This is a genomic window from Rhodococcus sp. WS3, assembly GCF_003797085.1.
Taxonomy (GTDB): domain Bacteria; phylum Actinomycetota; class Actinomycetes; order Mycobacteriales; family Mycobacteriaceae; genus Rhodococcus_F; species Rhodococcus_F globerula.
The window spans coordinates 1,748,073-1,772,245 of the sequence record NZ_RKMA01000001.1 but is presented as its reverse complement, the minus strand read 5'-3'; the positions used below and the strand labels follow the sequence as shown (position 1 = coordinate 1,772,245).

Here is a 24,173-nt window from a genome sequence, read left to right as displayed (position 1 = left end):
TGCTATTCGCGGGAAAGCATGGCCGCGGCTTCGCGTTCGAGGTCGACGTAGGGTTCTCCACTGACGTCTACGACGATCCGGTTCAGGGAGCCGCCGGTGAACGCCCACGGTGCGGTGCCCGGGTAGTCGTCGGTGACGGGTTCCCCGATGGCGCGGCCGGCACTGAGACCTTCGCCTGCGATGCTGAACTTGCCTGGCTGAGTTCGGATTCGGCCCTCGCCGACCTTCCGGTCACCGTAGAACAGGCCGAGGGTGCCGTGGGCCGTGCCGGGCGGATCCTCACCGTCTTTGTCGAAGGTGGCGGCCAGGATCAGGTTCTCGCCGGTCGGCAGATCCTCGCCGGCGACAATCCGCTGCTGTTCGCTGCCGAGGAAGTTGTAGACGTAGTGCAGGCGGTTGTCCTTGACATAGAGGGAGTGGCCGCCGAAGCGGCTGCCGTGCGAGAAGAGCACCCCGGATGCCCCTGGGTTCGGGAGATCGACCAACGCGCCGATCGAGTAGGAGCGATTGCGAATGTTGACGGCAACGGACTCGGGGACCTCGGCGCCACCCGCCCGGTAGATGTAGCGGTTACGCGGAGCCGCAAGCTGCGGGCGAGGGGTGGTGAGGATCTCGACAGCCGAGCGGTCGTCGAGCGGAAATGCCTGGTTGGCGCCGGCTTCGTGGAACCACAGGCCCACCAGCTCGGCGAGCCTCCCGGGCTCCTCGGCGGCGAGGTCGTGCAGCTCGGATCTGTCGATCTGGGTGTGGTAGAGCTCCCAAGTGTCCTCGGGGAACCGGCCCCAGCCACTGATCGCCGGGTGGGTGGTGACGGCCTTCCAGCCGTCGTGCCAGATGCCTCGGGTGCCGAGCATCGAGTAGAACTGAGTGTGTTTGGCTGTCGGGATGGTGGCAGCGTCGAAGCTGTAGCGCATGCTCACGCCCTGCAACGGATGCTGGGTGTAACCCTTCACGGCGTCGGGCAGTTCGAGTCCGAGGCAGTCCAACACGGTCGGAACCAGATCGATGGCGTGGTGGTACTGATCACGGGTTTCCCCTCGGGCGGCAATCCCGGCCGGCCACGAGATGATGCACGGGTCGCAGGTTCCGCCGTTGAACGAGTATCGCTTCCACATCTTGAACGGGGCATTGAAGCCCATCGCCCACCCGTTCGGGTAGTGGTTGTAGGTCTTGGTACTCCCGAGTTCGTCCAGCATGGAGAGGTTTTCAGCAAGATCGTCCGGCACGCCATTAGCGATTTTGTTCTCGTTTACCGAGCCGTTCGGACCCCCCTCGCCACTGGCGCCGTTGTCGGAGACCAGCATGATGATGGTGTTGTCGAGTTGCTCGACCTGTTCGAGGTAGTCCAGTAGTCGGCCGATCTGGTTGTCGCAGTGGGACAAGAAACCCGCATATACCTCTGCCATCCGGGCGAACAGTCGCTTCTCGTCGGCGGAGAGGGTATCCCAGGGGCGTGTGAAATCCAGTGGTGGGAATGGCTGTCCGTCTGGGCCGGTGCGCGAGTCGGGAGTGCCGATCGGATTGAGGGGCGGTAGCTCGGTGTCGGCGGGGACAAGGCCCATTTCCTTCTGCCGGGCCAGGATCTGCTCGCGCATCGCCTCGTAGCCGTCGTCGAACCGGCCCCGATAGCGGTCGGCCCACTCACGCGGTACTTGGTGCGGGGCGTGCGCGCACCCCGGGGCGTAGTAGAGGAAAACCGGCCGTTCGGGAGCGATTGCCTTGACGTCGTCGAAGTACTGAATAGCTTTGTCGGTGATGTCGACGCTGAAGTGGTAGCCCTCCTCCGGTGTGGCCGGTTGCTGGACGGGGTGGTTGTCGTGGATCAGGTCGGGATACCACTGGTTGGTCTCGGCGCCGAGGAAGCCGTAGAAGCGGTCGAAGCCGCGGCCGATCGGCCAATTATGTTTGGTGGAAGCGAGATTCATCTCGTCCTCGGCGCACAGGTGCCACTTGCCTACCATTGCAGTGCTGAAACCCTGCTCGACGAGGACCTCGGCGAGGGTGGCGCACTGCGGTGGAATGTGCCCGTTTGCGCTCGGAAATCCGATGGCCGCTTCACTGATGCAGGCCATCCCGTTGGTTGTGTGATTACGGCCCGTCAGTAGGCAGGACCGAGTCGGCGAGCACAGGGCTGTGGTGTGCCACTGCCCGTAGCGCAGTCCGCGTGCTGCGATCTTGTCGATCTTCGGCGTCTCAATCGGGCCTCCGTAACAGCCGAGCGCGCCGAATCCGACGTCGTCGAGGACGATGTACAGCACGTTCGGTGAGCCTGGCGGTGCTTTAGGCTGCTCGTACGGGCCCCAGTCCGGGACGGAGTCTCGTATGTCGAGGTTGACCACGCCCCTGAATGCCTTGGCCATTGTCTGCTCCTCATGTCGGGTTCCCCCACCTATCCACTACACCACCATCACCCCGACGTGAACAGGGCTTGTAATCTCCCGTTACTTGAACAGCCTGCCCGCCGTGAGTCGCGTGGAGCGAGACGGATCTTCGTCAGCCGCGATTCATGCTGGGCTGCATGAGAATTGGTCAAGCCACTAGGGATGCTGGTTTCGCTTTCTCGGCTGACGATGAAACCTGCGCCGCGCAGGCTTCCCAGGCGCGCGTGAAGTTCGCGATTGGACCATGCTTCTGTGGACTGGCCGAAGTGTTCGATATCCGGGCGCATGCAATAACCCTGATTCGGGCCGGGGCCAGAGCCACGAACTCGAGGTGGGTCATCTTCCGTTTCTATTCGTCTGTGCGCCAGTAGGTTTGCGATGCACCCGCAACGCCAGGCTTGCGTAAGAGTCGACGGAAGCCCTCCCGGGCAGCAGTTCCGAACACCGTTCGCGGGAATGGGGGTTCGGGGTGCGCAGTCCTGATCTGGGACGCCAGCGGGCGTGCCGTCCAGTTCGCGGGCCACGGTGCGGCTGTGAATTCTGTAGGTTCGTCGAGATTCTGGACCGTGCTGCCTCGGGTACCAAAGGATGTGCGAACTGAGGAGTAATTACCGGCAACGTCGACGTGGAGCGAGCCGTCGACGACAGACAGCACCCATGTGTCGATTTCCTCGAGCAGTGTGGCGGACCCGCTGTCACACCCGTCGCAGGCACAGTCGGGAATCGATGCCAAGCACACCGCCGGATCGCCTGCGCTGATCGAGATGTTGAACGGATGGTTGGAGTCCACCGGAGTGTGCGTAGTCAAAATCAGTGGGACGGCGCCGTCGGCGGTAGGTTCGAGAACGGTGTCGGCTCCGCCGGAATCGAAAGGGCGAAGCGCCCACTGCACAGGTGATGCTTCTCGCGCCCAGCCCCGGTCGAGGAGAACCGTTGTCCACGCCTGCACTCTCGCGACCACGATCAGGTACTTCTCCGGGTTGGTGGAACGCTCGTAGTCTGCCTCGGCCCGATCGGGACCATCCTTGTACGGGTTCGGCCACTCAGGAGTGTGTGCGCCGGTGAGGGCGAATTGCTCGTCGACATCGTCGAGTAGTTCGCAGATCTCTCGCGAGAGCACCGAAGTGTTCTCGCCCCAGCCGGTTTCGTGCATGCTGCGGACGCCGTCGTTGCATCGCTCCCACCATGACCTTGCCGGATCTGTAGCCATCGCATGGACATTACCCGTCGACAGGCTTTTCACGCGCCCGCTCAGCGCGGTGCCAGTCATTGTGGCGACGCTATCTTTGACAGCCGAGAATTTTGATCAGTTGCCGGCTCGGGCAAGCAGGTCGCGCGCGGGAGAACTTCCGTCGAGTAGCCGGGTCGTGCGCTGCTTGATCTTCCACTCGCCCTCCGTCTTGACGAGATCGAACCGGTTCGCCGCGACACGCCACACGCGGAAGGAATCCTCGCCTTCGTTGCGCCGTAGCAATTGGGAATGGCCCGTCGCAGTAGCCTTGTCTCCGTCGACGACGATGTTGAGCGGGGCGAGAATATGGCCGCAACCGGTGTTGATGTAGTCCTGGTGGGGTGTGGTGCGGACCATCTCGGCGATCTCGGCGCGACCGTTCAGGGTACGAATATCGATGTCGTACACCGCATCCTCAGTCCACATCGCACCGACCTTGTCCGCCTCTCCGGCGTCGACGGCGGGACCGTATGCCGTCACGAGTTTCTGGATCGCAATCTCGTCTTCGAGTATTTGCACTCGTTCGAGGAGTGAGTGGACCAGCGCGGTGATATCGGTCATCGGGTCTCCTTGGTGTGGTTAGTGTTGCGGCCGACCTCGGGTAGTACATGCACGCGTGTCAGCGAATTCGATGTTGCGGTCCGGACAGTAGCAAGGCAGCGCTCGACTGTGGGGTCGATGTCGGAGACCGGGACGGGGTCGGAGTCGATGGCCTATCTCGACGAGTATTTGTCTTTCTACGTCCCGGTGAATGGACAAGGTATTACCGAGCCGCCGAGTTCGGTGTACGTCGGAGCTATCCACTTGGTAGGGAACATCATTGAGAACATCAGTGGTCCTGCCTGCGGATAGAGCTGGGCGCCTGATCAATGTGATCGATCAGGCGCCCAGATTGTTGCGGCACAACCCGCCGTTCTTACGCGGAGCTAGTCCCCACCGAGGACTGCGAGCCTGCGGCAATTCCGTGTCGGAGGCGAGTGATCTCGTTGCGTGCTTCGACAACTTCGGGACTGTCGAGACCCTTGCTGACAGCGAGGTCCCCACACAGATCCAATGCAGCGCGAACGATATGACGTCGTTGGCGTCGCTCGGCACGGGTCTGTGCAGCTCTGACGTAAGCGCGCTGTTGTCGCCACCCACCGGCAGCAGTAACTTCGTCGTCGGTCAACACTCCGGATTCGATTTCCGGAGCGAGAACATCACGGACGAAATGGGACTCGCGTGGGTGCGCCCAGACAAATGCGATCCACAATGCCGTCAAGGCGAAGATGATGTCGCCGACCATGACGACCAACACGATGGATGAGTTGCCGCCGGCGAGTGCCAGCATCGAGTCCCATACGCCGTGAATCAGAATCGGGGCCACGATCAACGCCAACCCGCGTCTGATTCTGCGAGGTTGTGCCGGGGTGCCGATCAGATAAATGACTCCGGCACAGAACAGTGCGGTGAAGAGAGGATGCGAAACGATGTCGGAGTATGCGCGAAGCGCAATGGAACCGATCAGCCCGTCGGTCTGGTGCGCGCCGAAACCTTGCGTCGCACCGACAACCGAGTACAAGAAGTCCTCGCTGGTTTGAAATCCCAGGCCGATGAACGCGCCGAGTAGCAGTCCGTCGGTTGCGGTGCGGACCAGTCGCGGCGCAAGAGCGAGGAGGACAACAATGCCGATGCCTTTCGCGGTTTCCTCCACGAACGGCGCCGAGAGTCCGGCATGCCAATCCTCCGCCCAAACCTGTCCGAACAGCTTCGAGTAGAGCGAACCGAGTGCGGAGTTACCGGAGATCGCGATGGTGAACGTCGCCGCGGAGGCTCCCCAGACGAAGCCGGTGAGTACCAATCCCACGGGTTGGCGTTCGTACCGGTCGATGTGCCGGAACCACCATGTCCACACCGCAGCACTGATGACGGAGACGACGCCGGCGACAAGGAGTGCTTGCCCGAAGTATCCCGAATAGGGCGCGAACATCTGCCAGGCTTTGACCACGCCGACGCCGCACATCCACAGGTATATCCAGAACACGACGTTGCGCGGCTGGATAAACCGGAACTTCTCGCCCCACGCCGTCGCCTCTAGTGCTTGGGAGCGTGTCTCGAGCAGGTCGGCGCTCACTTGGTATCTCCCTCAGTGGTGCCGAATGACGCGATCATATCGGCGATTTCTTGACTGTGACTTGCAATCTGGTCGGGCGGACCGACCACTTGCACCCGAATTCCCTTGTCACCGACGACAAAAGTCGCCATCGAACCCGCGGCGCGGGGCGTATCGAAGCGAATCTGGACGCCGGTCAAGCCACCATCGGTGGTGACTGGCTGCGGTGGGCTGGAGATGGCGAGTACAGAGCTTCCGTTTGTCGCAAGACTTACGGCGTCGACCTGTGAGAGAAGTTCGTCGGCGGTGCCGGTGAAGTCGTCAGCGTCGACGACGAAACTCACGCTGCCACCGGTCAATTCCACCCTCGGCACGGAACCGGACGCACTGCGTTGGTCGATGAGGAAGCCGCTATTGATATTCCAGCCCGCGGGCACAGTGAACGACACCGACTCGGTCACAGCCAGGCGGTCGCCGGCAACTGTCGGATCTTCCGACGACACAGCGGAATCGATGGCCGGAACGATCACAACCCACAGCAGCCACACGGCCAGAATTGCGACTGCGTGCGGAAACACGCGTGTGTCGAACCCGAGGAAGCGGTGATCGACTGGTGGCCGTCGTCGATGCGTTCTGTGTTCGTGTTTCGACGGGATACTCCCGATAATGCTCAAAATTCCTCGTTCCCATTGTGCCGAATGTGTATTGACTATCCCAGAAATGGGACGAATGGCGGGAACGGAGTGCGTGCCGTCACCTACCGCCCACCGAGAACGGCGGCACAGCGGGCAGTCCGGGTTATGCGATCGCGCATCTTGCGTGAGTCGACGTGCTCCTTGACGACGTGGTCCTTGACACAGCGTCAGTTACGGCGTTTGACTGAGATGCGCGCTCGTGTTGAATCGCCCGACAGTGTTCTGGGAGGTCGCCGCATGTATGGCATAGGTTTGACGAGTTCGGGACATCGATGCGGAGTGCGAGCCCGCCGCAAGGGCGTCTCGGTGCTGGCACTGGTCGGAGCCTGCCTCGTTTCTCTGGCAGTTCCCCAGACTGCCAGCAGCGAACCGGCCGCAGGAACCGTCGACACCGGGTTCGCGATCCCGTTTTCCGGGGCCCCTGGCTACGAGCACCTGGCACCGCCGCAGATGACCAGCCCGGATCAGCTCAACCAGCCACTCGGTCAGCAAGCGGCGGACGAGATTGCCGCCCAGATCGGGCTCGACAGCGAGGATGCGTTGTCGGAGCAGCAGTATCGCGACCTCGTCACGGGCGGTGGGGTCGGCGGCAGTCGCGAGGCCGCCGAGATTATCGACGAATGCGCCCGGATCCTCACCAATACAAACGGGCGTCCCCTCTATTCCACAAACGACGGCAACGTCACGTCGTCGGTTCTGGCCAGCTACGGGCTGTACGTGAATTCCATTGGGCTGCTGGAGAGTCCGGCCAACGCGGACGCGCCGACGAGGCAGGTGAACTCCTTGATCGCTCCAGGCGGATTTGTGGGCACATGGATGAGGAACAACGGCGCAACACAAACCCTGGTTGCGCTCTATCAGTCGGCGTACACAGTGCAAGCGGTCTATGGCTTTGCATCGCAACAGATGTCGGGCACAGCGCAACTGGTGACCAACACCAAGGGAGGTGCGAGTTCAGAGGTCGGTATGTCGATGGCGCCGCCGCTTTGGATAGTGAACTTTGCGCTGCTCTACATATTGAAGCCCTCCCTGGCGGCTGCGATGCCTGCCCAGTGGGCTCCCATTCCTTCGGCGGTTGCCGACGCGATAACGTCGAGCCCTACCGGCCAGGTTCCTTTCAGCGACTATGCGTCCTATTTCGAGTGAACGCCAACTTTTTCCGACGTTCCGAGTCGCCCTCAGGATTCGACAGTTACCTTGACGACGTTGTCGTCGCCGTTGAATCGGACCGCCGGCCAGTATCCGTCCATGAAGTGTGAACCGCACGTATCTGCCAGATCAAGGACGACTTCGTTGTCGGGAAATACCTCCACTGCGTCGAGTGCCAGGTCTCGTAGTGCGTCGTCGAGTTCTTCCGTGGAAGTAGGGTCCTCGCTGAACTCGTAGACGACCGCTTCGGCGGCCTGGCGATGGAGGCGTTGGAGTTGATCGAAGACATGGTGCAAGCGGGGGAGCATGCCGCGTACGGCGTCGGAGTCGACGGAGTGGGCGATGAATCCAACGTCCCGCCCGTCGATGTTGCGGGTCAGACTGAAGTAGTCGTCGTCCAATCGCACGCCGTCGGACAAGATGTGATGCCCGCGGACAAAAGTGCCGAGCGTTTCGTCAACGATTGCGGAGCCGGAGTGTGTCGTCACGAGATCAGCTTAAAGTGCCCGTGTCGCAGTGAGGCCGATCGATTCGGTACCCGAGCCTTCCGGTATTGGCGCGGGTGGAATCGACGCCGCCGGCACCTTAATTCGAACTTGGTGGACTCGGGGTTTTCCCGGATGAAACGCAGGTGGTGAACCTCTACGCTACCGCCATGGACTTGATCGTCTGGATTATCGCGACGCCGATTCTTGCCGCAGCACTCGCGGTCGCCATGCGACGAACGCTGGGGGCGAAAGTCGGGTGGCCGCGAACACTGGTGGTCTCGGTGATAGCGCTCTCGGTGGGTGTTTCGCTGGCGAGCTACGTCGCAACGCTCGACGGAATTGCGAGCCCGGACGGTCAACTACTGGTGAGCGAGGGAATTGCGCTCACCTTCTTCGGAGTCGCCGCGCTCTGGGTTTTCGCGGCGTGCCTGGCCGCGTTGGTCTTCCTTGAAGTTGTCATTCCTACGGGGTCCGTACCCGGTGTGCCAGAAGCACTGCGGCGCAGCCGAAAATCGTGGCGCCGAACAAAGCGGTACGCCCAGATCGTGGGTATCTTCATGCGAGCGGGAGGTGGGTCGGCTCTCCGCGCCGGACCGTCCGCACCTCAGTTCGGGGACGCGCTGGTGGAGATCGTCAACCGATGCGGAGTCACTTTCGTCAAGTTGGGACAGATCCTCGGCACACGAGACGACCTCGTGCCACCCGAGCTCGCTCGCGCTCTCTCGACGCTCCAAAGTTCGGCTCGGCCGGCCGATCCTGACCGCATTGCAGGGCTGCTGGCATCGGAACTCGGCGACGTCCCCGAAGCGGTGTTCGCGTCGTTCGAAGTGGAACCATTCGCCGCTGCCTCTGTCGCACAGGTACATTCCGCGCGCTCCACTGAAGGCGTCGACGTCGTGGTGAAGGTTCAACGCCCCGATGCGAGCGCACAAGTGAGCGTGGATTGCGATATCTTCCTTCGCGTTTCATCCCTCGCGGAGACCCGTTTTCCCTGGGCACGCGATATCGGCGTTCACCGACTCGCCGGCGGGCTCGTCACGTCGCTGCTCGAAGAGCTCGACTACCGTACCGAGGCAGCGAATACCGGCGCGATTGCCTCCACCATGGCGAACCGCCCGGAAATCGTCGTTCCGCACGTCTACCTCGACCTCAGTAGCGGACGGGTGCTCGTGATGGAACGTCTTCACGGCACACCGCTTTCCGACGGTGAAGCCGCGCTCACCGGCCTCGATCGCGACACCCGCAGCAGCATTGCCAACGAACTTCTTGCGTCACTACTCGACGGGATCTTTGTCCACGGGGTGTTCCACGCGGACCTGCACCCCGGAAACATCATGATCCTCGATGACGGCCGGGTCGGGCTCCTCGACTTCGGCGCAGTGGGTGTTCTGGACGGCGAGACACGGATCTTGTTCGCCGTGCTCCTCAACGCCGCCCTCGCAGGTGATCCGGTGGCAACTGTCGACGCGATGTTGATGGCATTCGACGTACCGGCCGATGTGGAACGCGGAGCGCTGCGACACCAGGTGGGCCGCGAGATCACCCTGCTCAGTGTTCAACCCAATGTTTCCATGGCATCGTTCGCGCGAATGTTCACCGTGCTTCGAGATCATCGAATAGGAGTGCCGGGAGACGTTGCCGCCGCATTCCGTTCACTCGCGTCATTGGAGCGCGCCCTCCGGCTCCTGGATCCGCAGATCGACCTCGTCGCTGCTGTTCGAGCCGAAGTACCCCGACTGTTGACCCAGGTCGCCAGCCCGACTGCAGCCGCGCAGGCAATCCTGTCGACGACGGCGGTCACAACCGCGGTGGTCAGGCGTCTTCCTGGTCAGCTCGACCAGATCGCAACCTCCCTCGCGTCGGGAAGTTTCACTCTCCGCACCCGTTCTGTCGCACACCCCGACGACAGACGATGGCTCCGACGGTCGGCGAACAACGCCCTGGGAATGGCGGCTGGAGTTACCGCGCTGATTGTCGCGGCGATCCTGCTGTTCGTACCTGGCGGACCACAACTCACACCTCAGCTGTCGGGCTACGCACTCGTGAGTGCGGTACTGGGCTTCGTAGGAGTCGTTCTGTGCATGCGGACCGTGTTCCGTTTGTTCACACTCGACGGCAGGCGGTGAAACCTCACCTCCCGGGTTAACGTTGCCCAATTTCCCCGCAGGGCGAATGTGTTGCGGTGGAGTCAGTCCGGTGCCTTGTCGTCGGGATCGGTCCGTGTCGTGCGTTTCCGTTCGGCGGCATTGCCGGGCACCGCCGCCGCCTCGCGCTCGGCGGCGATACGTTCTTCGAGACCGTCCACCAATTCGGACAGTTCACGGTCACGTTTGGTGGGCGTGATTACCTCGCCGGATGAATGTTCGTCAGCGGGATTATGCGACTGTGACTCGTTGTCGGGATTGGTCGTCGTCTCGTCATCGAACTGTGCGCTCAACGTCATCGCCTCCTTGATCTCTGCCCGCGACTCTACGACTCCTACGACGCGTGAGCATCGGTGCTGGTCGGTGCTAGCGCGAAGGGATCGGGTAATGCCGCCGACCGAACTCTTCGACACATCCGAGCGGTTGTTCCGCTGCAGAATGGGTACGTTCGCGCACGAGACGTATACACCTTCGAGGCAGTCTCACTGATCGGAATGGAAAAGTTGTATCAAGAGTCACATTGTTACCGTTTTCGAGCGATATCGACCCAAGAGGAGCATGAATGCGGACAACGGTGAGACCAACTAGGCCGCTGGCAGGCTACGCCGAACGTCGATACGAACGGTCCCGACCGGTTTGGCTCATACTGACCGTGCTGATCACGGTCGAGGTGATCAGCGCATTCGAGACTTCGATGATGTATGCGGCGCTGCCGACTTTCGCCGAGATCTTCGACGCCGACGCTTCGGCTGTGGGATGGTCCGTCACCGCGTTCCTGCTGGTCGCGGCATCCTCTGCTGCAGTATGCGGCAGGCTCGGAGATATGTACGGGCGCGAACGCGTGCTGATGGTCGTACTGGCATTCGCCACAGTCGGCTCGATTGTGAGCATGGCGGTCGGAACGCTCGAGGGCATCATTATCGGGCGTGCCATCCAGGGCGTCGCGGGGGCGATTCTGCCGCTGTGCATCGGTTTGGCCCGCGAGCATCTGCCCGTGGAGAAGGTTGCGATGGCTGTTGCGCTGATCGCCGGATCCGCTATCGCCGCCGGTGCGGCATCGCTGGTCGTTGCGGGTGTGATCATCGACCTCGGCGATTGGCGGTACATCTTTGTCGTCACTGCCGCCTACGCCGTCGTCTGCATCATCTTGGTCGAAGTTGTATTGCCGTGGCGCCGTCGGACTTACCATCGACAGCCCGTTGATTTCGCTGGGGCAGTGGCGCTAGCCGTCGCAGTGGCGTCCATCTTGTTGGGGCTCACGCAAGGAAAGTCGTGGGGCTGGGACGATCTTCGGGTACTCAGCCTCCTGCTCGTCGGCGCCGTCATCTTTGCCTGGTGGGTGAGGTGGGAGTTGAACTGCGCATCCCCAATTGTCAACTTGCGCTTGCTTGCTGAACGCAACATTGCTTTGACCATGCTCAGCACGATCGCTCTCGGGCTCGGTCCCATCGGTGTGGTCACCATGCTCATTCCGATCATCATGCAATCTCCGAAAACCTCACCGTTCGGGCTCGGGCTTTCACCCACCACCGCCGGTCTCCTGTCGTTCATCGGCGCAATGGTCGGCATGTTGTTCACACCGCTCGCCGGAAAATTGACAGCGTCGGTCGGCGCCCGCACCGCGTTGCTGATCGGAACCGCATTGTTCCTCGGGGCATGTTCCGGTTTTCTCGTGTTCCACGGTTCAGTGGTCGGAATGACAATGCTGATCGTGGTCGTCTCGATAGCAACGGCATTTGCATACACGGCGTTGTCGAATCTCCTCGTGGAATTCGTTCCCGAACACAGCACCAGCGAGACCGTCGGTAGTCAGTCGGTTGTGCGAACTGCAGCGATGGCCGTCGGAACGTCGATTACGACAGTTCTGCTCGCATCTCTCGTGGTTCCCGGAACGTCGACACCGACAGTTGCCGCGCTCGGTGCTGTCTGCGCGATGCTCGTGGCTATGTGTGTCGTCACGATCATTCTTGCTCTCGGAATCAGGTACGAAAAGCGCTGACATGCAGGTCATGATTCGGCTGTGACGGCCGCAACGCACCAACAATCCGCGCAAAAAATCCCGCTGACTGGGCATCCGGACCATCTTGCGCTGCGCCTGCCCTAGCGTTCTACCTCGATAAACCACGTGAAGGGATTTGTTCAATGGCTAAGAATCAGGCACCCCCCGCGACACGGGCCGACGACATCACAGTCGACCTGCTGGTAATCGGGTCCGGTACCGGCATGGCTGCCGCCCTCACCGCAAACGAGCTCGGCTTGTCCACGCTGATCGTGGAGAAGACGCAGTACGTGGGCGGTTCGACGGCGCGGTCCGGTGGGGCGTTCTGGATGCCTGCCAACCCGGTACTTGCAGCTGCCAATGCGGGCGACACCGTTGAGCGCGCGAAGACGTATGTGCGTGCGGTGGTCGGTGATACGGCACCAGCCGAACGTGGCGAGGCATTTGTCGACCATGGTGGCGCCACGATCGACATGCTCTCCCGCACGACGCCCATGAAGTTCTTCTGGGCCAAGGAATACTCCGACTACCACCCCGAACTGCCGGGCGGTAGCGCTGCAGGCCGCACCTGCGAGTGCCAGCCGTTCGACGCTTCGGTGCTGGGAGAGGAACGCGGCCGCCTGCGCCCCGGTTTGATGGAAGCCGGACTGCCGATGCCGGTGACCGGTGCGGACTACAAGTGGATGAACCTGATGGCGAAGAAGCCCACCAAGGCTTTCCCGCGCATCATCCGCCGCTTGTCGCAGGGCGTTTTCGGTAAGTACGTCCTCAAGCGTGAATACATTGCGGGCGGTCAGGCGCTGGCCGCCGGCCTGTTTGCCGGTGTGGTTCAGGCAGGCATTCCGGTGTGGACGGAAACGTCGTTGGTTCGGCTGATCACCGAAGGTGACCGCGTAACCGGTGCAGTAGTCGTGCAAGACGGACGTGAGGTGACTGTGACGGCCCGGCGCGGTGTCGTGCTGGCCGCCGGCGGCTTCGATCACAACATGGAGTGGCGCCACAAGTACCAGTCGGAGAGCCTCGGTGAGCACGAGAGCCTCGGCGCCGAGGGCAACACCGGCGAGGCTATCGAGGTCGCGCAGGAACTGGGCGCAGACATCGGCTTGATGGACCAGTCGTGGTGGTTCCCGGCGGTCGCGAGCATCAAGGGACGCCCACCGATGGTGATGCTCGCCGAGCGTGCGCTGCCTGGCTCGTTCATCGTCGACCACACCGGTCGACGCTTCGTCAACGAGGCCACCGACTACATGACGTTCGGTCAGTGTGTGCTCGACCGGGAGAAGGCGGGCGACCCCGCAGAATCCATGTGGATCGTCTTCGACCAGGAGTACCGCAACAGCTACGTGTTCGCCGGCGGCATCTTCCCGCGCCAGCCCCTTCCGCCGTCGTTCTTCGAGGAGGGTATCGCGCATCAGGCGAGCAGCCCGACCGAACTCGCCCGTAAGGCCGGTCTGCCCGAAGATGCGTTCGCTGAGGCGTTCCAGAAGTTCAACGATGCCGCAGCAGCCGGTAGTGACGGCGAATTCGGCCGCGGCGGAAGCGCATACGACCGGTACTACGGCGACCCGACAGTGTCCCCGAACCCGAACCTGAGGCCGCTCGACAAGAACGCTCTCTACGCGGTGAAGATGACATTGAGTGACCTCGGCACGTGCGGCGGCGTGCGCGCCGACGACCACGCTCGAGTCCTCCGCGAGGACGGCAGCTCCATCGACGGGCTGTACGCGATCGGCAACACCGCTGCGAATGCGTTCGGCCACTCCTACCCGGGCGCGGGCGCGACGATCGGCCAGGGACTGGTTTACGGCTACATCGCAGCGCATCACGCAGCGAAGCGGTAGTTCAGCCAAGCAATAGAACCACCGAACGGGAGATCAGCGCACGTTTCCGACGCCGGAACGTGCCCTGGTCTCCCGTTCGGCATGCAAGGCTCCGAGCACCGTCATCTTCTCGATTATTGCTTCGATTACTGCTTTGGCCGACGCCCGATTGGGTACGTATGTGGTGGTCCAGTGCACTCACCGATTTCGGCAGCATCGACAGGGCCCGCTTCGCCAGGCAACCCGGTGACGACCGAATCGGAAAGCGTCTGTACCCCTGCCATACATACATACGGATCGGAAGGGCAACCTTTGCCCTCCGCTCCGGTCGAGGAGATGAATCACATGTCATCATCTACCCACGCACCGATGCACACTCACCCTGACATCATTGCACTGCGCGAGCGCTACGATCAGGCCGCCGAACAACCAACCGCCCAAGTTGTCGAAGGGCTGATGTTGTTGTCCGGACTGTACGCAGCGGCGTCCGCGTGGATCATCGGTTTCACCGCTCAAACCAACCTCAGTGTCACCAACTTGATCTGTGGTGCTGCGATCGGGTTGCTTGCGGTGGCTTTCGGATCCGCTTACGGCCGCACCCACGGCATGACATTCGTTGCACCGTTACTCGGGATTTGGCTGATCGTCTCGCCTTGGATCGTTGCGGGTGTCGATACCAGCACTTCCATGATCTGGTCCAATGTGGTTGTGGGAGCGCTTGTCTGCGTTCTAGGTCTCGCCACAGCTGCACTGGGAATGGGGCGCGGTCCTGCGCGACGCGAACCGAAACCGCAGTGACTACCGAGACTGTTGTTCCAGGGCGAAAGTCACGAAGTGCGGTGTCGTCGATTGGTTGAACGACGAACACGGGTTCGGGTCTATTTCGCACACCCACCACATGCTCGGAATGTCCGTATCACTGACGTTGCCGGCTCGGGTAATGGTCGTCACCCGAGTCGGGAGCGCAGGATCGAAGGGAGTACGGGTGTAGGTCGTCCAGGTGTCGGAAGTGATCTCTCTGGGCGTTGAGGCAAGCGACACGTCGAAATGCCAAGGGGCCGTTGCTGTTGATCGGGCAAGCACGTCTACCGATGTGGTGGCCGGATGTGATGTTCAGGCAGGCGTCGCGAGTGCCCATCTGACCTTCTCGCCGGCCCTGGCGTCGGGCATCGAGCTGTTCAGTCGGGCATAAGCTGTCCATAGCGATGAACGACCGTACGTTGCACCCCGGAGGTCGGATATTATTGGTGCACAGTCTGATTGGTGGGTAGTTCGTCTGATTGGTGGGTAGTTCGGTCTCGCGGTCGCTGGTTATGTGCCGTCGACATCGACGGACGTGGGAGTAGGCATGAATCCAGACCCTTTCTCAATTTTCCACGCCCCTCTGAACCCGACAACTTAATGCGGTGGTTCCCTGTTTCCGAGATGATTCGGTGATGATCGCCGGGATCGCACAGGATGAACACAATTTGTGGAAATCGTGTGGGCAAGCCTACGGAAGGTGCATCAGCTGCCTCGCAAGAGTGAAGAGTCGGCGACCGAGTCTGATGACGGGGATCCCCAGAGGAATCAGAATCACCGTCACGCACAGTACGGCACCGACAAGCCACACCACAGTCGCAAGGATTCCGAGCACTGTGCCGAGCACAGCCATGACGATCCCTAGCAGCGCGTCGAACAAACCACGGAGCACACGCATGATGACCTCCTGTCTCCAGTCTCCGCTTTTCCGGACCTGGACGCACTGTCGCCGCAGGTTCTTTTGTCAGCCAACTGGATTGGACACGATCTCGCCGCGAAGTCACCCCAATCGCGTATGTAAGCGCGGACCTTCGAGCGGTCGGGCCGTTGTCATTCGCTCGTGTCGGGAGCTTCTCACCTATGGTCCACCGTTCTCGGTTCATTGCTTCGATCTACGGTGTTGACGCGCAACGGAATGCCGCGTTGACTGGGCATTACTCTCTGGCCGGGAGGCCAACATGATCATCGTCTTCATGTACGTTCCGGCGGAGGCGCCTGGCGAAACCCGTTCGACCGACGATCATCGAGAAGAAGGAACCGCCATGAGCATCGTGAAGAGAATCAGGCACAAGGCAGAAACCGCCGAGGGGGTCATCAAGAAGACCGTCGGCAAGAGTTTGGGAAACGAAAAGATGGAGGCCAAGGGGAGGTCTGAACAGGCCAAAGGCCAGGCAAAACAAACCGGCGACAAGCTCAAACAGGCGGGACGAAAGTTCAGGGACGCCTTCAAACATTGACCCACCCCTCTTTCGAAGTTTGCTACCGGGGTACATCAGTGGTGCGAAGGTGAGGCGACTGGTGCGAGTACCTGTGAGTGGGCGAAAAGCATGAGTGGGCAGCAGAATACGAGCAGCCGAATCGCCACCAGTGCAACACGTGACGCACCTCCTCGTTCAGCGGTGCGGTCTCGCGACAAACGCGACATGTGCAACGGAGAGATGCACATCCGTTGCGGCGCGGACTGAGCGCAAAAAACGAAAGTCACTCTCATCGTCCTGCTTGTCCTTGCGCTCCTCCTCGGGCCAGTGCTGCTCGTCGTCCTCTTGCTGGCACTCATTGTTGCGGGGTTGGTCGCGGCGGTTCGCGCCGATGGAAAAGGGTGATGTTCGAGATCCATGGGCGGAGGTGATCGCCGATGCCAACACCCCTGCTGCAAAGCGATACCGGACATCAATCCTGTCGTGGGTGCAAGGCCTCGTTCATGTTCTCCACCCCGCGCGCATGCGTCGACAGATCCGCCCGTGCGGTACGCACCGTAGTGCCGCGACTTCGCGATCCTGGCCCCGTGAAGTCCTCATCCGACCGCGATACGTCGCGGTCGAGACCCTCCTGAGACGCTTCGAACTCCTCCCTGTCCAACTGGGTGCGGAGCAAGGAGTCGGATTTCGGGGTATTTCGCATAGGAGCATTGTTCCAGACGCCACTGGAAAATTTCTGTAGCGACGAGGGTAGACATTTGGTTCAAGTCGTTGTAAGTTTTCTCTTGCAAGAAAGAAAGAACCAAGAAGTGCGGGAGAAATGAACTACCCGCAAGCGGTACCGCAGGGCAGGGTCGCGTCGAGGCCGTTGGTTGTGTTGTCAGTGTGTACGACCTCGGCAGCCCCTTGAGAGCGGCTACCGGACAGCATGTTTGGGTCCGGGAGCTCGAAAGAGTGCAGTTGTGTAATGGAAGTTCAACCCCGACCCCCGGCGGCCACTACGGCGCCGGGGGTCCCGTCCGTTAACAGAAAGAGGCCACTCATTCCGGCTGAGCTCCCTGACAGTGCGCTGTCCGACAAGTTCGACGACGAGGACTATCCGGCCTACAGCATGGGCCAGGCCGCAGATATCCTCGGTGTCAGGCAAGCTTTCCTACGCAGTCTCGACGCCGCTAAGCTCCTCGCTCCGCAACGGTCCGAGGGAGGGCATCGCCGTTACTCTCGCTACCAACTCCGGATCGCTGCGCGCGCTCACGAGCTTGTCGCCAATGGCACTGCTCTGGACTCGGCGTGCCGCATCATCATCCTCGAAGATCAACTTGCCGAAGCGCGTCGTATCAATGCCGAACTCCAGCAAGCCCGCCACACCGAGAACGACGCCGGCACCGCGCCCGAATAACACCGCGCCGGACTGCCGCCGGTCAGCTCGCGGCGATGTCCGAGATCTGGCCGTGCCGTGGTTGCCGGTCGCTCACGTGGATGTGTTCACGCCCACTCTGCTACAGCTTTTGTGTCGAGGTCGGGAGCGTTGCGCTGCCGTCGATTCGTTCTTTGTCCCCGTCCTCTGACGTTCATCCACGCATTCCGTCACGTTGGTGCAGGGTTTCAGGAATTGTGGGATGGGTAACAGTGGGGAAGGTGGGTTGAATAATAGGAGTGACATGGATCCAGTTGTTTGGACGGAATCCGACGAACGCGAGTCCTGGTGGCGTGAAGTTCTGGGAATCGACAGATATGGACAGGATTAAGCGATCACGGGCGGTGTCCAGCGACCGGCGCGTGGCACACGACCTTTAGCTGGAGACCGCGCACGAACCGTGCCTCTGCGTCCCAGTCGTGCGAGATAAGTGCAGTTGACAGCACTATTCGAGAAAAAACCGATTGTCCGCACTGGTTCCTCCATGGCCGTGCAACCCGCATCGGCAAAACTGAAAACGGGTACCGAAACAGGTAATTCAACCGGTACGGGTAGGTACCCGGTGCTGCGGTGAAGTGGCAACGAAACCAAACAGCGGGTTTTAATCGGCGTCTTCGCTTGACTTCCGAACTCGGGGCACTCGCCGAGCCTTCCGAGGGTGCAGTCTTTGGAGCAGAACGCGTTGCTCGCCGCGAGTAGCATCTATGTCGCGGCGTCGCTGCCCGGTGTCATCCGAATTGAATTGGCACGCATCAGATTTGGATTCTGTTATGAACGAGCCCAGCTGATGGAGCTTTCGTTATCGGATTGGTATCACGGTGAGCTGGAGCAGTGGTAAAGGCCTCCCGGCATTGCGTATTCCGATCGCACGGATTTGCCTAGAAATCGTGCTCAGTTCGAGGTCGTGAGCGATCGTTGAGTCGCGATATCGACCGGTCGGGTCGAAATCACCAAGTCAGGTATGCGCCTGGGTAATTCAGCCGTCGCACGCAGCTTCTGGACGCGGCATCGTATGAAGTGCTTCAGTCCGCAACGCAAGGATCTGCATGTTTCACCCCGTGATTCCCGACAACTTGGGTAGGCACCCGCCCCGTTGAACAAGCGTCGAAAAGCTATCGGTTCGGTGACGAAAAGCTATCGGTTCGGTGACGTAGCTTCGACGCCCCCCGACGAGGGTTCGCGGTATCGCAAAGCGTCCACAGGATGGGCGCACCACTGGGCGAGGCCTGCGCCAATTCGGCGCATCTTTACAAGTTCATTCCAACGGGGTTGGTGCTGAAAGCCACGCGGCTCAGCACGCACTGAGTGCCGCCTGCATGCACCTGCTCCGACCACATCAGTCAAGGAAAATATGAGTAAGCACAACAAACGCAAGACCTCCACCACAATTCGTTTCATCGCCGTAACTGCAGGAGTGGGCTCTCTCGTGGGCGCCGGGGCAGTCGTGAATTCCGGTATGGCCGGTGCACAAAGCTGGTCGGCGAGCTGTAACTGGGAGTGGCCGGTAAATGGCTCACTCTCGCAGGGCTACCACGGCGGGCACGACGGCGTCGACTTTGCCGTTAACGTCGGCACGGTGCTCCATGCGCCTACGTCGGGCACGATCTCTGTTGCCGGACCGAACGATCCGGGTGGATACGGCACGTACATCCAGTTGGAAGCAGATTCGGGCGAGCAGATCCAGATGGGTCACCTCTCCGAAACGTGGGTCGGTGTCGGACAGCGCGTTGCGGTCGGCGACCAGATCGGCGCAACGGGCAACACCGGTAGCTCCACCGGTCCACACTTGCATCTCCGCATTCACAGTGGCGGGGCCGTCGATCCCATGTCCTTCCTGAGTTCGGTCGGCGCGTGTGACACCGGTCTGAGCAGTGCGCCTGCACCTGCACCCGAACCTGAACTTGCGCCTGCACCCGCACCAGAACCGGAACCGGAACTCGCGGCCGCGCCTGCACCGGAACTCGCGGCCGCGCCTGCACCGGAACTCGCGCCTGCACCGGAACCCGTGCCCGCCGCGGATCCGGCTCCGGTTGTCGAGTCTGAGGTATCCGAACCAGCACCGGTAGAAAGCATTCCGGAGGTAGAGGCTCCCGTATCGGGCGAATCGGTGGTTGTTGCAGCCGGCGATACTTTGTTCGAGATCGGTGCAGAGCGAGGCCTCACCTGGCAGGCGGTCTGGGACATGAACCCCCAGATCGTTGATCCTGACCAGATCTTCGTTGGTGACGTAATCAACCTGTAAGTTCATCGCGTCCATCTGGTTCAGCAGCGAGGCGAATTCAGAGTTCCAGTCGATGCGCGTGAGTGCTGCAGCCGGGCCGTACATTACGGCCCGGCTGCTGTCGTGCTCGGCGGCGAAACGTAGTTCAGATATTGCTGAAATCGGAGATCACTTGATCAAATGCACCCGTGCGCCCGGGTGTCACGACTTTTTCGAAAATCGTCAGTACGCACTCGTCGAGAGCATCCACTACCGCGAGCGATTTTCGGGTGACGGTGTTTCTGCGGGACCAGCGTCCACGTTCCATGCGCGCCAAAGGGATTCCGTCACGCAGCGCCGTTGCCTTTCGGCCTGATGTGTGTGCGAAGAGATACGTCCGGTCTGCGATCGCGACTTCACATCGTTTGTTTCTCCGGCGCATCGCCTTTGGCTTCTGATCGAGGAATGTGCCGATCGTGCCGTCGGGCAAGCGGAGTACAGCAGGATGGCCTTTGCGGGGCGTCAGCGTGTCGCGATCGATCCCGTCGACAGGGGTCGGAAACAACTCGCCACGCAGGATCCCCGCGGGGTCGAATATCGTTATTGTCGAGTCTTCTTCGGCAACTTTGACGAACCACCCGGTTTCTGTGGGCCTGTAATTCCAATTCATGCGGGGGATTATTCCTTCTCCCTTCAGGCCTGCCCCGGGTTGGTGACGTTGCCGAAACCGTACGTCGTTTGACGGGCGTTGTGGCAGCGTGTGACTGTGCCTACTTATCACGACTATTTATGGCTTCAGCCGTACCTGGACAAGCGATTCGCCTTCGGATACTGCGCTGCTGTCATCCCCGGTCGCTCTCCGGCAGAGGTATTGAGTCTTCTTGGTGCCGCGAGTTCGCACTCGGACTCGGACGTGCACTTGGAGGCAGTTGGCGTTGCCGAGGTCGGCGAGGTGGAGCTAGACCTCGCGGATCAGGCCGTCGCAAGCGGACTCGGCAGTCTGCATGTGATCGCGGTTGCAGCGATAGACGGCGATGACACGTTGTTGATCCAGCTCAACGGCGGGTCCTTCGCTGTCACCGAAGCGCTGATGCGGCCGCTGCTACCCGATCGCGAGGTGGTAGCGCACTCTCTCAGCGTCAATGCCGACAGTCAGTTCATCTGGTGGTCGAACTGCGAACGTGTGGCCGCGTTCGAACTGTTTGGATCCGGCCCGGTGATCGGGGACGAGCGAGTCGTGGATCTGATCTGGGAAGTCGGTGGAATCGGAATCGACGACGATGCGCTCAACGAACCGGGCGAGCATGCCATGGAAGGCGCTTTTGCTTTGGCCGAGCGGATCACCGGTGTGGCTGTAACCGCCGAATTGTTTGAGGCAGGACCATTTACGGTCGCAGTTGTACCCGGCGAGGGGCGGACCCTCCAGGTGGATCGTCCCGCTGCCCCGATACAGAACCCACCCTCGCAGTGGCGCGAGGTAGCGCGACGCTACAAGGCTGCGGAGCGGATTCCGCTGCACGGAATGATGTTCAAGGAGCGGCCTCCTGGCGGTCGCCCCAGCGCGGAACTCGAATTCTGGTTCAAACCTCGCACCTGTATCCGTCTGGCTGACGACGAAGGAGTGCTCTTTCTGCAGAACCGGCAGAAGCAAACATGGTTCCGCACCGATGGTGTGCTCGAAGTACGAAGCGGTGGTTACAGTCTCGATATTCACATCACGCAACTTCTCCAGATACACAGGACTTGGCCGGACGCTCGATTCGCCGACCTTCTTCCGCCGGATACGGCCGGCCGGGCAGTAGAGGTCAATGGGCGGCGCGCGTGGGAGTTCGAGATGCCGCCGGACTGGGCCGGTCTTGATTCCACTGTTGCGTTCGACGAGGAAACCGGAATTCCGTTGCGGTGGAAAAATAAAACGTGCACCCATGAGATATCGGAGCTGGAAACCGGGATCGACATGGGCGACGGCTTTTTCACCGGTCCGTGACAGCATATGTTGGGGAGCATGGAGGGCGAGGGACGTATACCGTGTCTGGCGAGCAATCAACAACTGAACCGGTGCCGACCTGGTTTCGGTCGGCACCGGTACGGAATCGGAAAACCGATCCGATTGTCGCCCTGTGTTATTGGGATATCAGCTTGTCGCGGACTCGCGCCCTTGGATGGCCGAGACCACCAGGTTGCTCTTGGGTAGACTCGTCCCGGAATGTACGGCGTCGGCCCACTCGGTTGTCGTCGTGACCGCTGCGAAGTTCGATTGCAAAAGAACCATGAGTGTCTCGTGCAGTGACTGGGCCGACACCTGCCCCGCCTCGTTTGCCAGATGGATCGATCCGCTGGCGTCGGAAAGAATCTCTGCGGAGAACCCGAGAGCCTCAGCCTCCACGGCGGTGCCGAGGTCGCAGTTGTTGGTCATGTAACCGACGATCGTGATGGTGTCGATGTCTTTCGCGCGCAGCCATTCCGCTACATCGGTGCCGGCGAATACGCTCGCGTACTGCTTGTGCACTCGCTTGGTCGCCGGGTCGATCTGCCCCTCGAGTTCCGGGTGAAGTGACCATCCGGGTGTCCCTTCGACAAAGACCGGGGCGCCTTCGGGCATCTGGTGCTGAACGACGACGACGGGAACGTCGTTGGCACCGGCAACCTTGACCGCGCTGAGGATGTTGGCCAGCGATTCTTCACGCGGCGGGTACTGGATCTGCAGAGGCCCGTCGAAGTACTCCTGCTGGACGTCGACGACAATAAGGGCACGGCGGGGTGTAGGCACGGTTCATCACTCCTGAAGGCGGGTCGATTTCAGTTCCGGATCGGTTATCCGTGGTGTTCGTCTTCCATTCTTCGGTAGGTTCGTATGCACCGTGAGTGGCACGGGTGCATACTTTCGATGATTTTGCGCCAACGTTGGGAGATCCATGCGAATCGCGGTGTACGCGTTTGACGATGTCACGATGTTTCACCTTGCTGCACCGCTGATGGTGTTCGGTGAGGTGGGTCGTCTCGGACTTGCACCTGGCTGGGAAACTCGGCTTTGGTCCGACCGAGCGGGCGCGGTTCGCACTGCCGAAGGCTACTCGATCGGAGAGGTAGCGGGACCGCGGACGCTCGACTGGGCTGACATCGTGATCATTCCCTCATGGCCGCTACCACTTTCGCCGATCAGCAAGCTCTTGCGAGCCGAACTTTCCCGAGCGCACTCCCGCGGCAAGCCGATCGTAGGGCTGTGCCTCGGCGCTTTTGCTCTCGCTGACGCCGGACTCCTCGACGGTCGCTCGGCTGTCACGCACTGGGACATGATGCCCACGCTTGCCGAACGCCACCCCAGCATCCGCTTGGACGAATCGGTGCTTTACATCGATCATGGCGACGTGATGACGTCCGCTGGGACGGTGTCCTCGGTCGATGCATGCCTGCATCTTGTGCGGAAACACCTCGGATCCGCAGCGGCCACCCGCGTGGCGCGAAACCTTGTTGTTGCACCGCATCGAGAGGGTGGCCAGGCTCAGTACATCGAGCGACCACTTGCGGAATCCGCTGGCGACACAGCTGTTGCAGACGTGCTGGAATGGGCGCTCGGTCGGCTTGGTGAGCCGCTATCCGTCGAACGCCTCGCGGGTCAGGCGCGGATGAGTCGGCGAAACTTCATCCGTCAGTTTCGTCTTGCCACAGGGACTACGCCGGCACGGTGGGTTCAAGAACAACGACTGGGTGAGGCTCGAGTTCTCCTGGAGACGACAGACTGGAGTATCGATGCCATTGCAGGCGCGTGTGGGTTCGGGAGCGCTGTCACCTTCCGGCAGAACTTCGTATCCGCGTTCGCAACCACTCCTTCCTCGTACCGGAAGCAGTTCGCCGACCACTCTGGCAATGGTCGTGTCGACGCACTCTCGACGTCGGCTAGGCGAAATGAGTAACTGTCGCGGTCAACGACGACAGCTGTCACGGACAGGCTGGAACTGCGCCGGTAAAACAGTTTCAGTTCCTGGTACGCGTTGTCGGCGCATAGCTCGGATGTGAACTAGACCACTCTGCGTTTACGTTCAGGCACGGTGGGGCGGTTACGGTTTGGTCCGCCGACGAGATGTTCACACCTGAGGTCGGCGGACCATCTGAGTTGCGCACTGGCGTATGTTCCCTGCAGTCCGCTCGCTCGAATGTCTGAACGCTTTCGGCCTATATGCGGGACCAAGGTCTTCAACTCGGGTTGGTTGTGGCACACTTCCAGCTATGTGGTGGATTGTCGGAATTGTCGCAGTTTGGATCGTCCTGGGAGCATTAGTGGGGCTCTGGATAGGTCGGTCGATCAGCCACACCGATCTCGAGGAATCGGCCGCCGAA

23 protein-coding genes are annotated in these 24,173 nt (G+C 61.1%); 12 read left to right on the top strand and 11 right to left on the bottom strand.

Annotation, left to right across the window (positions count from 1 at the left end):
* Positions 1 to 2: 2 nt before the first annotated feature.
* The 3 genes from EEB13_RS08035 to EEB13_RS08025 form a co-directional block, all read right to left on the bottom strand.
* Positions 3 to 2,360 (bottom strand): arylsulfatase, encoded by a 2,358-nt coding sequence (locus EEB13_RS08035; protein ID WP_045064446.1) that lies wholly within the window; start codon positions 2,358 to 2,360, stop codon positions 3 to 5.
* A 370-nt stretch (positions 2,361 to 2,730) separates the two neighbouring features.
* The gene (locus tag EEB13_RS08030; protein WP_239654615.1) at positions 2,731 to 3,651 is read right to left on the bottom strand and encodes a DUF6226 family protein; all 921 of its coding nucleotides are present in this window, start codon (positions 3,649 to 3,651) and stop codon (positions 2,731 to 2,733) included.
* Between the two features lie 36 nt (positions 3,652 to 3,687).
* A complete protein-coding gene (locus tag EEB13_RS08025; protein WP_033231622.1) occupies positions 3,688 to 4,173 on the bottom strand; it encodes a nuclear transport factor 2 family protein in 486 nt (161 codons plus the stop codon).
* A 117-nt stretch (positions 4,174 to 4,290) separates the two neighbouring features.
* Between EEB13_RS08025 and EEB13_RS31470 the strand changes: the two genes are divergently transcribed.
* Positions 4,291 to 4,464: a hypothetical protein gene (locus tag EEB13_RS31470; protein ID WP_187328513.1), complete on the top strand. Its 174-nt coding sequence runs from the start codon at positions 4,291 to 4,293 to the stop codon at positions 4,462 to 4,464.
* A gap of 64 nt (positions 4,465 to 4,528) precedes the next feature.
* Here EEB13_RS31470 and EEB13_RS08020 read toward each other — a convergent pair whose 3' ends face one another.
* Positions 4,529 to 5,725, bottom strand: coding sequence for a PrsW family intramembrane metalloprotease (locus EEB13_RS08020; RefSeq protein ID WP_045064445.1), 1,197 nt, complete (start codon positions 5,723 to 5,725; stop codon positions 4,529 to 4,531).
* Complete coding sequence (locus EEB13_RS08015) at positions 5,722 to 6,282, bottom strand: hypothetical protein (RefSeq protein ID WP_239654614.1); 561 nt, start codon at positions 6,280 to 6,282, stop codon at positions 5,722 to 5,724. The genes EEB13_RS08020 and EEB13_RS08015 overlap by 4 nt, the downstream gene beginning before the upstream one ends.
* Positions 6,283 to 6,636: 354 nt before the next feature.
* On the opposite strand from EEB13_RS08015, the gene EEB13_RS08010 reads away from it, so the two are divergent.
* Positions 6,637 to 7,545, top strand: coding sequence for a hypothetical protein (locus tag EEB13_RS08010; RefSeq protein ID WP_141485002.1), 909 nt, complete (start codon positions 6,637 to 6,639; stop codon positions 7,543 to 7,545).
* Positions 7,546 to 7,577: 32 nt separating this feature from the next.
* On the opposite strand, the gene EEB13_RS08005 is transcribed toward EEB13_RS08010, so the two are convergent.
* A complete protein-coding gene (locus EEB13_RS08005; RefSeq protein WP_052683332.1) occupies positions 7,578 to 8,036 on the bottom strand; it encodes a hypothetical protein in 459 nt (152 codons plus the stop codon).
* A gap of 167 nt (positions 8,037 to 8,203) precedes the next feature.
* On the opposite strand from EEB13_RS08005, the gene EEB13_RS08000 reads away from it, so the two are divergent.
* Positions 8,204 to 10,162 (top strand): ABC1 kinase family protein, encoded by a 1,959-nt coding sequence (locus tag EEB13_RS08000; protein ID WP_245006101.1) that lies wholly within the window; start codon positions 8,204 to 8,206, stop codon positions 10,160 to 10,162.
* 62 nt (positions 10,163 to 10,224) lie between these two features.
* Here EEB13_RS08000 and EEB13_RS07995 read toward each other — a convergent pair whose 3' ends face one another.
* Positions 10,225 to 10,479: a hypothetical protein gene (locus EEB13_RS07995; protein ID WP_106939700.1), complete on the bottom strand. Its 255-nt coding sequence runs from the start codon at positions 10,477 to 10,479 to the stop codon at positions 10,225 to 10,227.
* Positions 10,480 to 10,742: 263 nt separating this feature from the next.
* On the opposite strand from EEB13_RS07995, the gene EEB13_RS07990 reads away from it, so the two are divergent.
* Together EEB13_RS07990 and EEB13_RS07985 are read left to right on the top strand one after the other, a co-directional pair.
* Positions 10,743 to 12,179 (top strand): MFS transporter, encoded by a 1,437-nt coding sequence (locus EEB13_RS07990; protein ID WP_141485001.1) that lies wholly within the window; start codon positions 10,743 to 10,745, stop codon positions 12,177 to 12,179.
* A 143-nt stretch (positions 12,180 to 12,322) separates the two neighbouring features.
* On the top strand, positions 12,323 to 14,020 hold the full coding sequence (locus EEB13_RS07985; RefSeq protein ID WP_033231617.1) for a 3-ketosteroid-delta-1-dehydrogenase: 1,698 nt from the start codon (positions 12,323 to 12,325) through the stop codon (positions 14,018 to 14,020).
* Positions 14,021 to 14,053: 33 nt separating this feature from the next.
* On the opposite strand, the gene EEB13_RS31465 is transcribed toward EEB13_RS07985, so the two are convergent.
* The gene (locus EEB13_RS31465) at positions 14,054 to 14,197 is read right to left on the bottom strand and encodes a hypothetical protein (RefSeq protein WP_181933062.1); all 144 of its coding nucleotides are present in this window, start codon (positions 14,195 to 14,197) and stop codon (positions 14,054 to 14,056) included.
* Between the two features lie 147 nt (positions 14,198 to 14,344).
* Here EEB13_RS31465 and EEB13_RS07980 point away from each other — a divergent pair, with 147 nt between their 5' ends.
* Positions 14,345 to 14,797 carry an SPW repeat protein gene (locus tag EEB13_RS07980; RefSeq protein WP_172936529.1) on the top strand — a complete coding sequence of 151 codons (453 nt, stop codon included), beginning with the start codon at positions 14,345 to 14,347 and terminating at the stop codon, positions 14,795 to 14,797.
* A 211-nt stretch (positions 14,798 to 15,008) separates the two neighbouring features.
* The gene (locus EEB13_RS07975) at positions 15,009 to 15,191 is read left to right on the top strand and encodes a hypothetical protein (protein ID WP_141485000.1); all 183 of its coding nucleotides are present in this window, start codon (positions 15,009 to 15,011) and stop codon (positions 15,189 to 15,191) included.
* A gap of 300 nt (positions 15,192 to 15,491) precedes the next feature.
* Here the strand turns inward: EEB13_RS07975 and EEB13_RS07970 are convergent, their stop codons facing one another.
* Positions 15,492 to 15,698: a hypothetical protein gene (locus tag EEB13_RS07970; RefSeq protein ID WP_033231614.1), complete on the bottom strand. Its 207-nt coding sequence runs from the start codon at positions 15,696 to 15,698 to the stop codon at positions 15,492 to 15,494.
* A 364-nt stretch (positions 15,699 to 16,062) separates the two neighbouring features.
* On the opposite strand from EEB13_RS07970, the gene EEB13_RS07965 reads away from it, so the two are divergent.
* The 3 genes from EEB13_RS07965 (at position 16,063) to EEB13_RS07955 (ending at position 19,877) form a co-directional block, all read left to right on the top strand.
* Complete coding sequence (locus tag EEB13_RS07965) at positions 16,063 to 16,257, top strand: CsbD family protein (RefSeq protein WP_141485563.1); 195 nt, start codon at positions 16,063 to 16,065, stop codon at positions 16,255 to 16,257.
* A 928-nt stretch (positions 16,258 to 17,185) separates the two neighbouring features.
* On the top strand, positions 17,186 to 17,617 hold the full coding sequence (locus EEB13_RS07960; RefSeq protein WP_410055746.1) for a MerR family transcriptional regulator: 432 nt from the start codon (positions 17,186 to 17,188) through the stop codon (positions 17,615 to 17,617).
* A 1,369-nt stretch (positions 17,618 to 18,986) separates the two neighbouring features.
* Positions 18,987 to 19,877, top strand: a complete 891-nt coding sequence (locus EEB13_RS07955) for a peptidoglycan DD-metalloendopeptidase family protein (protein WP_202026118.1) — start codon at positions 18,987 to 18,989, stop codon at positions 19,875 to 19,877.
* A 124-nt stretch (positions 19,878 to 20,001) separates the two neighbouring features.
* Here EEB13_RS07955 and EEB13_RS07950 read toward each other — a convergent pair whose 3' ends face one another.
* Positions 20,002 to 20,505 (bottom strand): hypothetical protein, encoded by a 504-nt coding sequence (locus EEB13_RS07950; RefSeq protein ID WP_045064432.1) that lies wholly within the window; start codon positions 20,503 to 20,505, stop codon positions 20,002 to 20,004.
* 96 nt (positions 20,506 to 20,601) lie between these two features.
* On the opposite strand from EEB13_RS07950, the gene EEB13_RS07945 reads away from it, so the two are divergent.
* Positions 20,602 to 21,822: a DUF6461 domain-containing protein gene (locus EEB13_RS07945; protein ID WP_141484999.1), complete on the top strand. Its 1,221-nt coding sequence runs from the start codon at positions 20,602 to 20,604 to the stop codon at positions 21,820 to 21,822.
* 147 nt (positions 21,823 to 21,969) lie between these two features.
* Here EEB13_RS07945 and EEB13_RS07940 read toward each other — a convergent pair whose 3' ends face one another.
* Complete coding sequence (locus tag EEB13_RS07940; RefSeq protein ID WP_045064427.1) at positions 21,970 to 22,605, bottom strand: cysteine hydrolase family protein; 636 nt, start codon at positions 22,603 to 22,605, stop codon at positions 21,970 to 21,972.
* Positions 22,606 to 22,750: 145 nt separating this feature from the next.
* Between EEB13_RS07940 and EEB13_RS07935 the strand changes: the two genes are divergently transcribed.
* On the top strand, positions 22,751 to 23,749 hold the full coding sequence (locus EEB13_RS07935) for a GlxA family transcriptional regulator (RefSeq protein WP_141484998.1): 999 nt from the start codon (positions 22,751 to 22,753) through the stop codon (positions 23,747 to 23,749).
* Positions 23,750 to 24,173 lie beyond the last annotated feature (424 nt).

Coding starts and splice junctions, on each gene's coding strand:
- EEB13_RS07955 (WP_202026118.1), top strand. CDS start 18,987: ATGAGTAAGCACAACAAACGCAAGACCTCCACCACAATTCGTTTCATC.
- EEB13_RS08025 (WP_033231622.1), bottom strand. CDS start 4,173: ATGACCGATATCACCGCGCTGGTCCACTCACTCCTCGAACGAGTGCAA.
- EEB13_RS07980 (WP_172936529.1), top strand. CDS start 14,345: ATGTCATCATCTACCCACGCACCGATGCACACTCACCCTGACATCATT.
- EEB13_RS07965 (WP_141485563.1), top strand. CDS start 16,063: ATGAGCATCGTGAAGAGAATCAGGCACAAGGCAGAAACCGCCGAGGGG.
- EEB13_RS08000 (WP_245006101.1), top strand. CDS start 8,204: ATGGACTTGATCGTCTGGATTATCGCGACGCCGATTCTTGCCGCAGCA.
- EEB13_RS07990 (WP_141485001.1), top strand. CDS start 10,743: ATGCGGACAACGGTGAGACCAACTAGGCCGCTGGCAGGCTACGCCGAA.
- EEB13_RS07935 (WP_141484998.1), top strand. CDS start 22,751: ATGCGAATCGCGGTGTACGCGTTTGACGATGTCACGATGTTTCACCTT.
- EEB13_RS07970 (WP_033231614.1), bottom strand. CDS start 15,698: ATGCGTGTGCTCCGTGGTTTGTTCGACGCGCTGCTAGGGATCGTCATG.
- EEB13_RS07985 (WP_033231617.1), top strand. CDS start 12,323: ATGGCTAAGAATCAGGCACCCCCCGCGACACGGGCCGACGACATCACA.
- EEB13_RS31470 (WP_187328513.1), top strand. CDS start 4,291: ATGTCGGAGACCGGGACGGGGTCGGAGTCGATGGCCTATCTCGACGAG.
- EEB13_RS07960 (WP_410055746.1), top strand. CDS start 17,186: ATGGAAGTTCAACCCCGACCCCCGGCGGCCACTACGGCGCCGGGGGTC.
- EEB13_RS07950 (WP_045064432.1), bottom strand. CDS start 20,505: ATGAATTGGAATTACAGGCCCACAGAAACCGGGTGGTTCGTCAAAGTT.
- EEB13_RS07995 (WP_106939700.1), bottom strand. CDS start 10,479: ATGACGTTGAGCGCACAGTTCGATGACGAGACGACGACCAATCCCGAC.
- EEB13_RS08030 (WP_239654615.1), bottom strand. CDS start 3,651: ATGACTGGCACCGCGCTGAGCGGGCGCGTGAAAAGCCTGTCGACGGGT.
- EEB13_RS08035 (WP_045064446.1), bottom strand. CDS start 2,360: ATGGCCAAGGCATTCAGGGGCGTGGTCAACCTCGACATACGAGACTCC.
- EEB13_RS08010 (WP_141485002.1), top strand. CDS start 6,637: ATGTATGGCATAGGTTTGACGAGTTCGGGACATCGATGCGGAGTGCGA.